Annotated in this window: 11 protein-coding genes; 3 read left to right on the top strand and 8 right to left on the bottom strand. The window is 72.5% G+C overall.

The window, feature by feature from the left end:
* From ftsW to mraZ, 8 genes are all read right to left on the bottom strand, one after another.
* A partial coding sequence (gene ftsW, locus F8A92_RS17145; RefSeq protein WP_153506401.1) for a putative lipid II flippase FtsW occupies positions 1-1,374 on the bottom strand: 1,374 nt, incomplete at its 3' end.
* A gap of 26 nt (positions 1,375-1,400) precedes the next feature.
* Positions 1,401-2,813: a UDP-N-acetylmuramoyl-L-alanine--D-glutamate ligase gene (gene murD, locus F8A92_RS17140; protein WP_228389539.1), complete on the bottom strand. Its 1,413-nt coding sequence runs from the start codon at positions 2,811-2,813 to the stop codon at positions 1,401-1,403.
* A complete protein-coding gene (gene mraY, locus F8A92_RS17135; RefSeq protein WP_153506400.1) occupies positions 2,810-3,889 on the bottom strand; it encodes a phospho-N-acetylmuramoyl-pentapeptide-transferase in 1,080 nt (359 codons plus the stop codon). The genes murD and mraY overlap by 4 nt, the downstream gene beginning before the upstream one ends.
* Before the next feature lie 85 nt (positions 3,890-3,974).
* Entirely contained in the window at positions 3,975-5,468 is a 1,494-nt protein-coding gene (locus F8A92_RS17130; RefSeq protein WP_153506399.1) for a UDP-N-acetylmuramoyl-L-alanyl-D-glutamate--2,6-diaminopimelate ligase, read from the bottom strand.
* A gap of 27 nt (positions 5,469-5,495) precedes the next feature.
* The gene (locus F8A92_RS17125; RefSeq protein ID WP_153506398.1) at positions 5,496-7,304 is read right to left on the bottom strand and encodes a peptidoglycan D,D-transpeptidase FtsI family protein; all 1,809 of its coding nucleotides are present in this window, start codon (positions 7,302-7,304) and stop codon (positions 5,496-5,498) included.
* A complete protein-coding gene (locus F8A92_RS17120) occupies positions 7,304-7,948 on the bottom strand; it encodes a hypothetical protein (protein ID WP_153506397.1) in 645 nt (214 codons plus the stop codon). The genes F8A92_RS17125 and F8A92_RS17120 overlap by 1 nt, the downstream gene beginning before the upstream one ends.
* Positions 7,945-8,898 carry a 16S rRNA (cytosine(1402)-N(4))-methyltransferase RsmH gene (gene rsmH / locus F8A92_RS17115; RefSeq protein WP_153506396.1) on the bottom strand — a complete coding sequence of 318 codons (954 nt, stop codon included), beginning with the start codon at positions 8,896-8,898 and terminating at the stop codon, positions 7,945-7,947. The genes F8A92_RS17120 and rsmH overlap by 4 nt, the downstream gene beginning before the upstream one ends.
* Positions 8,899-9,061: 163 nt before the next feature.
* Complete coding sequence (mraZ, locus tag F8A92_RS17110; RefSeq protein ID WP_153506395.1) at positions 9,062-9,490, bottom strand: division/cell wall cluster transcriptional repressor MraZ; 429 nt, start codon at positions 9,488-9,490, stop codon at positions 9,062-9,064.
* A gap of 327 nt (positions 9,491-9,817) precedes the next feature.
* Between mraZ and F8A92_RS17105 the strand changes: the two genes are divergently transcribed.
* The 3 genes from F8A92_RS17105 (at position 9,818) to F8A92_RS17095 (ending at position 13,864) form a co-directional block, all read left to right on the top strand.
* Positions 9,818-10,819 (top strand): AAA family ATPase, encoded by a 1,002-nt coding sequence (locus F8A92_RS17105; protein WP_228389538.1) that lies wholly within the window; start codon positions 9,818-9,820, stop codon positions 10,817-10,819.
* 82 nt (positions 10,820-10,901) lie between these two features.
* Positions 10,902-11,969 carry a DUF58 domain-containing protein gene (locus F8A92_RS17100; protein ID WP_194291562.1) on the top strand — a complete coding sequence of 356 codons (1,068 nt, stop codon included), beginning with the start codon at positions 10,902-10,904 and terminating at the stop codon, positions 11,967-11,969.
* On the top strand, positions 11,966-13,864 hold the full coding sequence (locus F8A92_RS17095) for a transglutaminase family protein (RefSeq protein WP_153506393.1): 1,899 nt from the start codon (positions 11,966-11,968) through the stop codon (positions 13,862-13,864). Before F8A92_RS17100 ends, F8A92_RS17095 begins: the two co-directional genes overlap by 4 nt.
* Positions 13,865-13,902 lie beyond the last annotated feature (38 nt).

Here is a 13,902-nt window from a genome sequence, read left to right as displayed (position 1 = left end):
GGGGCGCTCGGACGTCGCGCGGCGCGCCGGCGCCTTGCGGGTGCCCGAGCGGCGCTGCGGCACCACCTCGTCGGTCTGCAGCACCGGGCTCGCCGGGACCGGCAGCGACAGCCAGCGCCCGAAGCGGCGGCTGCGTGACTGGAGGTGGCGCACCGCCGCGGGCTCGTGCCGCGCGCAGCTGGCGAGGATGCCCATGGCGAACATGGTGACGACGATCGACGTGCCGCCCGAGGAGATCAGCGGCAGGGTGATCCCGGTGACCGGGAGCAGGCCGACGACGTAGCCGATGTTGATCAGCGCCTGCCCGGCCATCCACACGGCCGTGGCGCCGGCGACGAGCCTGATGAACAGGTCCTTCGTGCGGCGCGCGACGCGGAAGCCGGTGTAGGCGAGCAGCGCGAACAGCAGCAGCACCAGCGCGCAGCCGACGAACCCCAGCTCCTCGCCGATGATCGCGAAGATGTAGTCCGAGTGCGCGTTGGGCAGCGCGCCCCACTTGGTGCGGCTGTTGCCCAGGCCGACGCCGAAGAACCCGCCGGTGGCGAGCGCGTAGAAGCCCTGGATGGCCTGGTGGCCCGAGTTCTGGGCGTCCGCCCACGGGTCGAGGAAGGCCAGCAGCCGGGCCATCCGGAAGCCCTGGGACGCGATCGCGACGACGCCGACCGCGAGCACTCCGGCGATCATCAAGCCGAACAACCGGAACGGCGCCCCGACGACCCACAGCAGCCCGAGGAAGATGATCAGGTAGGTGATGGTGGTGTGCAGGTCGGGCTCGATGATCACCAGCCCACAGAGCACCACCAGCCCGGGGACGATCGGCTTGAGCATGCCGTCCCAGGTGTTGAGCACCTTGCGGCGCTGCACGAGCACGTGCGCGCCCCACAGCAGGAACGCCACCTTGCCGACCTCGGAGGGCTGCAGCGAGACGATGCCGCCGATGTCGAACCAGCGCCGCGCGCCGTAGATCTCCTTGCCGACGCCGGGCACCAGCACGAGCACGAGCAGGGCCAGCGTCACGATCATCAACGTGCCGGACAGCGCGCGCCATCGGGCCAGCGGGAGCCGCATCGCGGCGATCATCGCCAGCACCCCGCCGACGACGAAGATCAGCTGCTTGTTGAACAGGTAGTACGGCGAGCCGTGCGTCTGCAGCGAGTCGACCGCGGACGCCGAGAGCATCATCACCAGGCCGAACGCGACCAGCGCGAACGTCAGGCTCATCACGAGGTAGAAGGACGTCATCGGCTTGCCGAGGTAGCTGCGCAGCGCGGTCAGGTGCCGGTGCGCGTGCCGCTGGGCACTCGAGCCGGAGCCGCGGAGCGAGCCGAGCGGGATGCTGCGGCGCGGTGCCCGCGCGGGGTGCTGGGTCGCCAACGCGTCGCTCCTTCTCTCGTCCGGCGTTACTCGGGCCGTGCTCCGTCCTGGCCGCGCGCCGCGTCGGCGAAGACGCGGCCCCGTTCGGCGTAGTCGCGGAACATGTCCATCGACGCCGCCGCGGGCGCCATGAGCACGACGACCTCGCCGGCCCGGGCGGCGGCGTCCGAGCGCGCGAGGTCGGTCGCGACGTCCACCGCCTCGGCCATCCCTCTATGTTCGGCGCTGGCTATGTCGATTACCCGCACATCGGGCGCGTGTCGCCGAAGTGCCTCGGCGATCACGGCGCGGTCCCGGCCGATGAGCACGACGCCCGCCAACCGGTCGCGCACCCGGCCGATCAGCCCGCCGAAATCACCGGCGACCGCGCCCTTGAGCAGGCCGCCCGCGATCCACACGACCCGCTCGTAGGAGGTCAGCGAGGCGGCCGTCGCGTGCGCGTTCGTCGCCTTGCTGTCGTCCACGAGGCGCACCTGCGCGCCGCCGCCGAGATCGATCCGCGCGACCGTCACGTTGCGGTGGGCGCCGGGGCGGTAGTCCCGCAGCCCCTGCGCGACCGCGTCCGCGGAGACCCCCGCGGCGCGGGCCAGTGCCGCGGCGGCGAGCGCGTTGGCGACGTTGTGCGGACCGGGTGGCCGGATCTCGCGCGCCTCGATCAGCGGCTCCCCCGCGGCCGCGACGGCACGGTCGACCAGCAGGCCGTCGCGCACCCCGAGCTCCCCCGCGGCGGGCTCGCCGAGCGTGAAGCGAACGACGCGAGCCGACGGCGGCAACGCACCGGCCAGGCGGACGACGTACTCGTCGTCGGCGTTGACCACGGCGACCGACGCGCCGCGCCCCCAGATGCCGGCCTTGGTGTTCGCGTAGGCCGGCAGGCTGCCGTGCCAGTCGAGGTGGTCGGCGGCGATGTTCAGCAGCGCGCCGGCGGCCGGCGCGACCGACGGCGCCCAGTGCAGCTGGAAGCTGGAGAGCTCGACGGCGAACACGTCGTACGGCTCGGGCGGGTCGACGACCGCCTCGATCACCGGCGGCCCGACGTTGCCGACCTCGGCGGCCCGCAGGCCGGCGGCGCGCAGGATCGCGGTGAGCATCCCGACCGTCGTGGTCTTGCCGTTGGTGCCGGTGACCGCCAGCCACGGCACGGCGGGATCGCGCAGCTGCCAGGCGATCTCGACCTCGCCGACGACCGGGACGCCCTTGCGTCCGGCGTCGGCCAGCAGCGGCTGGGTGGGCGGCCAGCCCGGCGAGGTGACCACGAGGTCGACGTCCGGCGGCAGCTCGCTCAGGTCGCCGGCGTACCGTACGCCGAGCGCGGCGAGCTCCTCGGTCACGGCATCGGTGCGCCGGTCGACGAGGCGGACGGCGTCGCCGCGGCCGGCCAGCGCGCGCGCCACGGCCCTCCCGGACCGGCCGCCGCCGGCGACGAGTACCTGCCTCACTGCAGGGTGGCCGTGCCGAGCCAGTCGGCGTAGAAGATCCCGAGGCCGAGCGCCACGCACATGCCGGTGACGATCCAGAACCGGACGACGACGGTCATCTCGGTCCACCCGGACAGCTCGAAATGGTGGTGCAGCGGGGCCATCCGGAACAACCGTTTGCCGGTGGCCTTGAAGAACGCCACCTGCAGGATCACCGAGGCGGTCACCGCGACGAACAGCGCGCCGAGCACGAACAGCAGCAGCTCGGTGCGGGTCATGATCGCCAGCCCGGCGATGCCGCCGCCGAGCGCGAGCGAGCCGGTGTCACCCATGTAGATGCGCGCCGGGTTGGCGTTCCACCACAGGAAGCCGATGCACGCGCCCATCATCACCGAGGCCAGCAGCGCCAGGTCCAGCGGATCGCGGACGGGGTAGCACCCCTCCACCTGCTCGCGGGCGCACTGGTGGCTGAACTGCCAGAAGGAGATGATCACGTACGCGCCGAAGACCATGGTCGCGGCGCCGGACGCCAGGCCGTCGAGGCCGTCGGTGAGGTTGGTGGCGTTGGAGAAGCCGGAGATGAACAGCACCGCGAAGATCACGAACCCGACGGCGCCGATCGACAGCACCGCCACGTCGCGCACGAACGAGATGTTGGTGGACGCCGGTGTCACGCCGGCCTGCTTGAACTGCAGGGCGAGGACGGCGAAGCTGATCGAGACGAACAGCTGGCCCACGAGCTTGGCGGTCTTGTTGAGCCCGAGGCTTCGCTGCTTGGCGATCTTGATGTAGTCGTCCAGGAAGCCGACCACGCCGAGGCCCACGAACAGGTACAGCACCAGCAGGCCCGACGGGGTGACACCACGCCCGAACTCGTTCCACTGCACGAGGTGTGCGCCGAGATAGCCGACGACTGTCGCGGCGATGATCGTGATGCCGCCCATGGTGGGCGTGCCCTGCTTGACCAGGTGGGTCTGCGGCCCGTCGTCGCGAACCTGCTGGCCGTAGGCGCGGCGCTTGAGCTGGCGGATCAGCAGCGGCGTCAGCAGCAACGAGGTCAGCAGCGCCAGCACGGCGCCGAGCAGGATCGACCTCATCGAAGCGCGTCCTTCCACCGGGCATGTACGTCCGGACAAAAGTATCGTGCCGCGGCCGGCGATGGCCGCAGCAGGGGCCGGTGCGTCATGACCGGCGCTCCTGGAGAGCGCGGCGCACCTCGACCCGGTCGTCGAACTCGTGCACGACCCCGCCGACGTATTGCCCGGTCTCGTGCCCCTTGCCCGCGACCAGGACGACGTCGCCGGCGCCGGCCGCCCGGACGGCGTACCGGATGGCGGCGGCGCGGTCGCCGATCTCGACGATCTCGGCCCGCTCGTCCTCGGGCACCTCCCGCGTCCCGGCGAGCATCTGGGCCCGGATCGCCGCGGGGTCCTCCGAGCGCGGGTTGTCGTCGGTCACCACCAGCAGGTCGGCGCCGGCGGCGCCGACCCGACCCATCACCGGACGCTTCCCGGCGTCCCGGTCACCGCCGCAGCCGAGCACGAGCAGCACCCGGCCCGAGGTCTGCGCGCGGACCGAGGCGAGCGCGGCCTGGACCGCGGCCGGCTTGTGCGAGTAGTCGACGAGCGCGAGGAAGTCCTGTCCGGCGTCGACGCGCTCCATGCGCCCGGGCACCTGGACGGTGGCCAGCGCGCCCACCGCCGGCGTGGGGTCGAAGCCGGCCGCGGCGGTCAGCGCGAGCGCGAGCAGCGCGTTGGCCAGGTTGTACTCGCCCGGGAGGCTCAACCTCAGGTCGAGGGTGATGCCGTCCGGCCCGTGCACCCGGTGCCCGGAGAGCGACCAGTCCGCCTCGGCGCCGGACGGGGAGATGGTGACGGTGCGCGGCCCGGCGTCGCGCAGCCGGGCGACCCACGGGTCGTCGACGTTGAGCACGTGCACCCGGCTGCGGCCGTCGAAGAGCAGGGCCTTGGCCGCGAAGTACTCCTCCATCGTGTGATGGAAGTCCAGATGGTCCTGGGAGAGGTTGCCGAACCCCGCGACGGCGTACTCGATGCCGTTCACCCGGCCCAGCTGCAGGGAGTGGCTGGAGACCTCCATGACGACGTGCGTGACGCCCCGCTCCAGCATCACCGCCAGCAGCGCCTGCAGGTCGGGCGCCTCCGGCGTGGTGAACGACGCGCCGGCGGCGTGCGCGACCCGCTCGTCGCCGATCAGCGTCTCCACGGTACCGATGAGCCCGCTGGTGACACCGGCCTGCTGCAGCACGGCCCGGGCCAGGTACGCCGTCGTGGTCTTGCCGCTGGTGGCGGTGATCCCGAGCATCTGCAGCCGGCGAGACGGGTCGCCGTACACCGCGGCGGCCACGCTGCCGACCGCCTGGCGGACGTCGTCGCACACCAGCATCGGCACGCCGACGTCGCCGGCGAGCGCGGCGCCCACCTCGTCGGTGAGCACCGCGACGGCGCCGGCCGTGACCGCGTCGGCGGCGTACCGCGCCCCGTGCACCCGGGAGCCGGGCACCCCGACGTACAGGTCACCGGGACGCACCTCGGCCGAGCGGTTGGTGATGCCGCTGACCGCCACGGCGGCGCCCTGGTGGCGGGCGCCGCCGCGCTGCGCCAGGCGCTCCGAGCTCACCGGGGGGCAGGTCTGGGGACGCGGTTGGGCCGTGCTCATCGAGCGATCCTAGCGGCCGGGGCAGGGCTACTCACCGGCGATGAGGGTGTACGACGGGGCGGCCTCGGTCGAGGGCGGCACGGCCCGGGACTGCAGGATCTGGCCCATGATCGTGGAGAACAGCGGGCTCGCCCCGCCGCCCACCGAGGCGGTCGGATCGGTGACGGCGATCGAGATGACGTACTTCGGGTCCTCGATCGGCGCCATGCCCACGAAGGTGTGGTAGTAGCCGCCGCCGGCGTAGCAGCTGCAGGCGGGATTCGCGCGCTGGCCGGTGCCGGTCTTCCCGCCGACGCGGTACCCGGGGATCGCGGCGCCCTTGCCGGTGCCGCCCTTGCCGGTCACCGCCTCGAGCATCGAGCGCAGGTCGGCCGCCGCCTTGGCGCTGATCACCTGGATCGGCGCGGCGGCCGCGCCGGGGGTCTGGACGCCGTCCGGCCCGGTGACCGACTTGACGATGCGCGGCGGGATGCGGACGCCGTCGTTGGCGATGGTCTGGTACACCGACGCCATCTGCAGGGGGGTGAGCGAGACGCCCTGGCCGATCGGCACGTTGCCGACCTGGCTGCCGGACCACTTGTCGCGCGGCGCGAGGATGCCGCGCGACTCCGCGGGCAGCTCGATGCCGGTCTTCTGGCCCTCGCCGAACTTCTGCAGCATCTGGAAGAAGTAGTCCTTGTCGAGCTTCTCGTTGACCATCAGCGTGCCGACGTTCGAGGACTTGGCCAGGATGCCGGTCGCCGTGTAGTCGACGTTCCCGTGCACCCACGCGTCGTGGACGACCACGTCGGCGACCGGGAGCGAGCCGGGCACGGTCAGCACGCTGTCCGGCGACACGATCCCCTTGTCGAGTGCCGGGCCGAAGGTGGTCACCTTGTTGATCGAGCCGGGCTCGAGGACGCTGGAGATCGCCGGGTTGGACAGATCCTCGCCCTTGGACGCGCCGGGCTGGCCGGGGTCGTAGCCGGGCGTGCCGTACATGGCGACGACCTGGCCGGTCTTGGCATCGAGTGCGACGACGGACACCGCCGCCGCTCCGGGGTTGGTCGCCTGGTAGGCGCTGACGGCGTGCTGCACGAGGTACTGGATGTCCGCGTCGAGCGTGAGCTGCACGGTGGAGCCCGGCGTCGCCGCGGTCTCCTCCTGGATGCCCGCCGGGATGACCGAGCCGTCCGGGCTCGCCTCGTAGACGAGCTTGCCGTCCTTGCCGGCGAGCGTCGCGTCGAAGGACTGCTCGATGCCCGCCATGCCCTCGTTGTCGCGGTTGGTGAAGCCGACCACCTGGCCGGCGGTGCCGGCCGCGGGGTACATCCGCTTCTGGGTGCGCTCGGTGCCGATGCCGACGATGGCGTGGCCGTTGATCTCGCCGGTGCTCAGCGCGTCGGCGATCGTCGGGTCGACGTCCTTGGCGATGATCGCGTACCGGCCCTTGGCGGTCAGCGCCGCGAGCACGTCGGCGTACGCCACCCCCGTCTTGGCGCTGATCAGCGACGCCAGGTCGGTGCGGTCCTCCGGGTTGACGATCGCGGGGTCGGCGAACAGCGTGCGCGTCTGGATGCTGTAGGCCAGCTGCGTGCCGTGCACGTCGACGATCGCGCCGCGCTGCGCCGGCAGCACCTGCTGCTTGATCCGGGCCGACTCGGCGGTGCTGGCGTAGGCGGCCGCGTCGACCCCCTGCAGCTGCAGCAGCCGTCCTCCGATCACCAGCATCAGGGCGATCATGAACGCCAGGGCGCCGGTCATCCGCTTGGTCGGGTTTCCCAGCGAGAAGCGCCGGTAGCGGCGCTTGGCAGGGCGGCCCGAACGAGTGCTCGGACGGCGCGTGCGCTGGGACATCAGGCTCCGGGGTTCGCGGGGGCGGTCGGGGTGCTCGGGGTGGGCTGCTGGGGCGGCTGCTGCGCGGCATCGTTCGGGACCGGCGCGCCGGCCTGGGGCGCGGGCTGTGCTGCGGGGTTCTCCGGATCGGCGGCCGGCGCCGGAGCCGGGGCCGCGGCCGCGGGCTTGGGCTCCACCCAGCTGACCGATCCGTCGGGGTTGATCACCAGGTTCCCGGGGTTGGTGCCGGGCTGCATGCCCAGCTCCCCCGCGCGCTTGGCGAGCTCACCCGGTGCCTGCTTGGCCGCGACCTGCTGCTGCAGCTTCTGCTCGGCCAGCGTCAGGTCGGACAGCGTGCTGTTGAGGTGGCGCTCGGTGAACGACGTCTGTGCAGTTGCCGTGTTCAGGATAAGCAGGGCGACCACCGAAACCCCGGCAATCACCGCGAACATGATCGCGAACGGCCAGCGCGATCCCTGCTCGCGGCGGGCGACGGCCATCGTGACCAGGCTGCGCCCCCGGACCAGCTGGGCGCGCAGCGACCGGTCGGCGCGGCTGCGGCGCGCCGCCCGTCGCTGCTCGGTGAAGCTGCGGCGGGGGGCACCGGACGGCTTGGGCTTGGCGGGGGTCTTCGAGCGGACGGGGGTGGCGAAGGTGGTGCTCATGAGGCTTCCCGAATTCGTTCGACGGCGCGCAGGCGCACCGAGGCGCTGCGCGAGTTGGACTGCTGCTCGGCGGCGGACGCCTTCTCGGCGCCGCGCACCAGCAGCCGGAGCTGGGGGCGGCTGGACTCGAGCGAGACCGGCAGATCGAGGGGGGTGTGGTCGACGGCGAGATCGGCGATGGCCTGCTTGACGATCCGGTCCTCGAGCGAGTGGTAGGACAGCACGACCATCCGGCCGCCGACCGCGAGCGCGTCCAGGGCGGCACGCACCGCCCGGCGCAGCACGTTGAGCTCGTCGTTGACCTCGATGCGCAGCGCCTGGAAGGTCCGCTTCGCCGGGTGGCCGCCGGAGCGCTGCCGCACCGCGGCCGGCATCGCCCGCTGCACGAGGTCGGCGAGCTGGCCGGTGGTGCGCAACGTGCCGCGTTCGCGGACGATCGCCGCGGCGATCCGCCCGGCGAGCTTCTCCTCGCCGTACTGGCTCAGGATGCGCCGCAGGTCGGCCTCCGCGTACGTGTCGACGACCTCCTGCGCGGTGATCCCGCGGCTGCGGTCCATCCGCATGTCGAGCGGTGCGTCCTTCATGTACGAGAAGCCGCGCTCGGCCTGGTCGATCTGCATGGAGGAGACACCGAGGTCGAGCAGGATCGCCTGCGCGCGGGAGATGCCGAGCCGGGCGAGCACCGAGCCGATCTCGTCGTAGACGGCGTGCACGAGCTCGATGCGGCCGGCGTACGGCGCGAGCCGCTCCCGGGCCAGGTCCAGGGCGCTGGTGTCGCGATCGATGCCGACCAGGCGCGCCTCCGGGAACCGAGCCAGCACCGCTGCCGCGTGCCCCGCGTGCCCGAGCGTGCCGTCGACGTAGACGGCGCCGGGCGCGGTGAGGGCCGGACCCAGCAGCTCGAGGGTCCGATCGAGGAGGACGGGCGTGTGCTGCTCGGTGGCACTCATCGCCGGCCCTCCCCCTGCTCGTGTACGGCGCGCTGCTCGTGTGGCGGTCGGTACTGCCGCGCCGTGCGGTCCGGTCCCCTCCCGTCGCCCACCTGGCACCGGGGAAGGTGCGCCAGGGAGACGGATCGGGCGGGGGCCGCACCGTACGGCGCGTCCGGTTCGGCTACTCCGGGAGTACGAACTCCTCGGAGAAGTCGACGAAGCCTTGCTCCTGCTCCTCGCTGAACCGTCGCCACGCCTCGGCGTCCCAGATCTCGACCTTGTCGTTCACGCCGACGACCGCGCACTCGCGAGACAGCCCGGCGTACTCGCGTAGTGCCGGCTTGATCACGATGCGGCCCTGCTTGTCCGCCGACTGGTCGTCGGCCGACCCGAACAGGGCACGGGCGTAGTTGCGAACGGTGGAGCTGGTCGATGGGGCGCGGTTGAGTCGTGCGGCGATCTGCTCGAACTCCGAGCGGGGGTACACGAACAGGCAGCGGTCCTGCCCCTTCGTGATCACCATGCCGTCGCTGAGCTTGTCGCGGAACTTCGCCGGTAGCGCCAGACGACCCTTCTCGTCCATGCGCGGATAGAAGTCACCGAAGAACATTCGGCGTCCCCTTCCCGCGCGACGCTACCGATATTCCCCACTTTACCCCACCAATCACCACAAGTCACCCGATCGTGGCCGCGTTCTCCCGTTGCGGTGACGAGAACGGGCTTTCCCGGGCTTTCCCAGGCCGTAGCGCGCGGCGGCCACCCACCACCGAAACTGCCTGTGACCTGCTCTTCTATGGTCTGTGCCGGATGATCGGGGGCGTCGTGGGGAGTGGTGGGGGGAAAGTGGGGAGGTTCGCCGGCCGTGGCCGCCGCGCTGCGCATCCCCCGAGGCGGCATTACCCTCAGGTGTGTTCCATGCACAATTCCCGGAGGACCCGTGACTGCTGATGGCCTGACCACGCGCCGGTCCCGGCACCGCGCTTCCGGGCCGGTGGAGCTGAGCGGCGACGACGTCCGCGACGCGGCTCAGGCGATCGCCGAGCAGATCGAGGCCGTCATCTCCGGCAAGAGCGAGGTGGTGCGCACCGCGATCATCTGCCTGCTGTGCGACGGCCACCTGCTGATCGAGGACGTGCCGGGGGTGGGCAAGACGAAGCTCGCGCGAGCGCTCGCCGCGGCGATCGACGGCACGGTGCACCGCATCCAGTTCACCCCCGACCTGCTGCCCAGCGACCTCACCGGCGTCTCGGTGTTCGACCAGCGTTCGGCCACGTTCGAGTTCACGCCCGGCCCGCTGTTCGGCAACATCGTGATCGGCGACGAGATCAACCGGGCCACCCCGAAGACGCAGTCCGCGTTGCTGGAGGCCATGGAGGAGCGCCAGGTCACGGTCGACGCGCACACGCGCGATCTCCCGCGCCCGTTCATGGTCATCGCGACGCAGAACCCGATCGAGATGGAGGGCACGTTCGTGCTGCCGGAGGCGCAGCGCGACCGGTTCATGGCCCAGGTCGAGATGGGCTATCCGGACGCCGCGGCCGAGGCGCGGATGCTGGCGCAGCACGGACAGTCCGATCCGCTGTCGGACGTCGAGGCGGTCTGCTCCGCCGACGACGTCGCGGCGATGATCGCCACCGTGCGCACCACCCACGTCGCCGACTCGATCCGCGAGTACGTCGTCGCCCTCGCCCGGTTCACCCGTGACCACGGAGCGGTCCGGCTCGGCGCCTCGCCGCGCGCCGCGCTGCAGCTGCTGCGCGCGGCCAAGACGTCGGCCGTCCTCGACGGCCGCGACTACGTGGCGCCCGACGACGTCCAGCGGCTGGCCCCGATCGTGTGGTCGCACCGCCTGCTGATGGGCGGGCACGACGTCCGCACCCGGCATGCCGCGAGCGAGGTCATCGATGAGGCGATCCAGAGCATTGCCATCCCACGCTGACCGATCCCGCTCGCCGCGCCGCCGGAAGGTCTCCTTCACGACCCGTGGCAGCAGTGTGCTCGCCGCGTCGTTCGCTGCCGCCGTGGGCGCGTTGGTGCTCGGCGAGACCGACCTGCTGCGGGTGGCGATCGTCATCCTGGTCGTCTGCGTGCTGACCTGGCTGCTGAGCCTCCTGCTGCGTACCCGCGTCGAGAGCACCATCAGCGCCCACCCGCCGGATGTACCGGTCGGCACGGCGACGACGGTGCGGGTCGCCACCCGGGTGCGGCGCCCGTTGCTGCCGGCCGGCGTGGTGTGCCATGCCGCGGTCAGCGAGGACCTGACGCCCACCGGCCACCTCGCCGTCGCCGCCGCGCGGGCCCGCGCCGGGATCACCCTGGCCTTCACCACCGCTCCGCGCAGCCGCGGCACGCACACCGTCGGCCCGCTGGAGGTCACCATGCGCGACCCGTTGGGCCTCGTGACGACCCGCGCGACCGGTCGGGAGCGGCTCACCGTGCTGGGGCTGCCGCGCTGGCACGACGTCCACCCGGGGTGGCTGCGGGTCGCCGGGGCGCTCCCCCGGTTCCTCGACAGCCGCGCCGACCGAGGGCTCGAGGGCGAGCCCGAGGTGGGCGTGCGCGAGCATCGCGCCGAGGACGGCCTGCGCCGCATCCACTGGCGCACCAGCGCCCGGGTCGGCCGCCTGATGACCCGGCTGGACGAACCCCAGTCCGACCGCACCGCGACGATCGGCTACGAGTCCCGGTCCCGGCTGCACCGCGGCGCCACCTACGAGCTGGCCCTCGAGGTGGTCGCGTCGCTGGGCATGGCACTGCTGCGCGACGGGTTCGACGTGCGCCTGGTCGACTCGACCGGCGAGCAGCAGCCGCCCGGCGGCAGCTGGGACCCGGCCTCCCTGCTGCGCTTCCTCGCGCTCGCGCACCCGACCACCGCGGGCGCCGCACCGGCGCTGCCGGCGACCGACGGGCCGAGCATCCTGATCACCACCGAGGCGCCGGCGCCGGCGAGCCCGCCCGCGGGACGGGTCATCGTGGTCGAGCCGCCGGGACAACGGGTCGTCCGTCGGTCCGGCGTCGGCTACGTGAGCAACGCCGGCACCGTGGCGGACGTGCTGGGCACGGCGCCCCGGCTGCAGGTGACGGGATGAGCGCCGGCGCCTCTCCGGTGACGGCGTACGCCGCACCCGTGGTCGCCGGCGCCGCGACCATCACGACGCTCGCCACGATCGGGCCGGTGTTCTCCGACCAGCGGTGGCTCGTCACCTCCGCCGTCGTCGTGGCGGTCGTCGTCGGCTCGGGCATCGCCCTGCGGGCGTTCCGCGTCCCGCAGGCCTACGTCAGCGTCATCCAGCTCGTGCTGGGCATCTACGGCCTGCTGCTGCTCACCTGCGGCTCCACGATGCTCGCCGGCTTCATCCCCACCCCGGAGTCCTTCGGGCAGCTGCTCGCCCTCATCGGCGAAGGGGCGCGGACCGCTCGCACCAAGGTCGCGCCGATCTCGCCGACGCCCGGGACGGCCGCCCTGCTGGCGCTGCTGGTCATCCCGGTCGCGGTGCTCGTCGACGACTGCGCGGTCACCAGGCGGCCGGCGTTGGCCGGCATCCCGCTGCTGACGTTGTTCGCGATCTGTGCGGCGATCGTGCGGCACCCCATCGCGATGGCGCTGGTCGCCGTCCCGGTGCTGTGCTTCCTCGTGCTGCTCTGGCTCGCCGAGCTCGAGCGCGGGCCGCGCCGGGGGCTCGCCGCCGGCCTCGGCTCCCTCGCCTCCGGCGCGGTCATCGCGGCGGTGGCGATCGCCCTCGCCGCGGCGACGACGGTCGTGGTGCGCCTGCCGGACGGCGGGATCTTCTCCGTGTCCGGCAACACCGACCGCAGCCCCAACGAGTCGGTGGCGCGCAGCACCGACCTCATCGGGCAGCTGAGCCGCAAGGAGGCGCTGCCGTTGTTCAAGGTGCAGACCGACGACCCGTCGCCGTACTACCTGCGAGCGCTCACCCTGGAGACGTGGGGCAAGCGCGGCTGGAGCTTCACCAACACCAAGGACTCGGGCGTCGACCTCGCCGACATCCCGCAGGGCTCCGGCCCGAAGGCGACCAGCACGACGCACACCACGGTCGAGGTCCAGAAGTACAGCGACGTCTTCGTCCCCACGTACTACTCGCCCACCCAGATCAGCCTGCGCGGCGGCCGCTTCGACCGGGACATGGCGGTCGCCTTCACCGACAGCAAGGGGGAGGTCGAGAACACCACCTACGCCTTCACCTCGCAGGTGCCGCGGCCGACGAGCGAGGAGCTGGCCGCCGTCCAGCAGACGGCAGACTCGGTGCCGCCGCAGGTGAAGCGCGACCTGGCGGTGCCCGCCGACGTCGATCCGGCGGTCGTCGCGCTGACCGAGCAGGTGACCGCCGAGGCCGGGACGCCGTGGCAGGTCGCGGTCGCGCTGGACTCCTTCTTCAGCGACACCGCCCAGGGCTGGACCTACTCCCTCGACGTGCCGGACCCGAAGGGGGCCGACCCACTGGCCAGCTTCCTGCAGAAGCGTCGCGGGTTCTGCGAGCAGTACGCCTCGGCGATGGCTGCGATGTTCCGGATCGCCGGCGTCCCGGCGCGGGTCGCCGTCGGCTACACGAAGGGCACGAAGCAGGCCGATCAGTCGTACGTCGTCACCACGGACGACGCGCACGCGTGGGTCGAGGCGTACTTCGGGGACGTCGGCTGGATCGCCTTCGACCCGACGCCGATCGGCGACCGCGCCGTCCCGCTGTCCTACGTGCCCAGCGACCAGATCGACCCGTCGGCGTTGCCGTCCGCGGACCCGGCGCAGGGCGCAGAGCAGACCCAGCAGACCGACGAGCTGCCCTCGACCACCGCGGCGCCGCGTCAGGCCCAGCCGGCCGGCGGACCGGCGAGCTCGTCGCCCTGGGCCGACGTGCTGCGGTGGCTGCTGATCGGCCTGCTCGCCGCCGCGGTGCTCGTGGGCCCGGCGCTGCTGCGCGGGCGCCGCTGGCGTTCTCGCCTGGCGTGGGCAGGAAGGCTGTCATGACAGCCAAGCTGGCACGGATCCCGGCGCGCTGCCCATCG

The sequence above is a fragment of the Cumulibacter manganitolerans genome (assembly GCF_009602465.1).
GTDB classification, from domain to species: Bacteria; Actinomycetota; Actinomycetes; order Mycobacteriales; family Antricoccaceae; genus Cumulibacter; species Cumulibacter manganitolerans.
This window is presented reverse-complemented; position numbering and strand designations above follow the sequence as displayed.

Coding starts and splice junctions, on each gene's coding strand:
- rsmH (WP_153506396.1), bottom strand. CDS start 8,898: ATGAGTGCCACCGAGCAGCACACGCCCGTCCTCCTCGATCGGACCCTC.
- mraY (WP_153506400.1), bottom strand. CDS start 3,889: ATGAGGTCGATCCTGCTCGGCGCCGTGCTGGCGCTGCTGACCTCGTTG.
- F8A92_RS17125 (WP_153506398.1), bottom strand. CDS start 7,304: ATGTCCCAGCGCACGCGCCGTCCGAGCACTCGTTCGGGCCGCCCTGCC.
- F8A92_RS17130 (WP_153506399.1), bottom strand. CDS start 5,468: ATGAGCACGGCCCAACCGCGTCCCCAGACCTGCCCCCCGGTGAGCTCG.
- F8A92_RS17095 (WP_153506393.1), top strand. CDS start 11,966: ATGAGCGCCGGCGCCTCTCCGGTGACGGCGTACGCCGCACCCGTGGTC.
- mraZ (WP_153506395.1), bottom strand. CDS start 9,490: ATGTTCTTCGGTGACTTCTATCCGCGCATGGACGAGAAGGGTCGTCTG.
- F8A92_RS17120 (WP_153506397.1), bottom strand. CDS start 7,948: ATGAGCACCACCTTCGCCACCCCCGTCCGCTCGAAGACCCCCGCCAAG.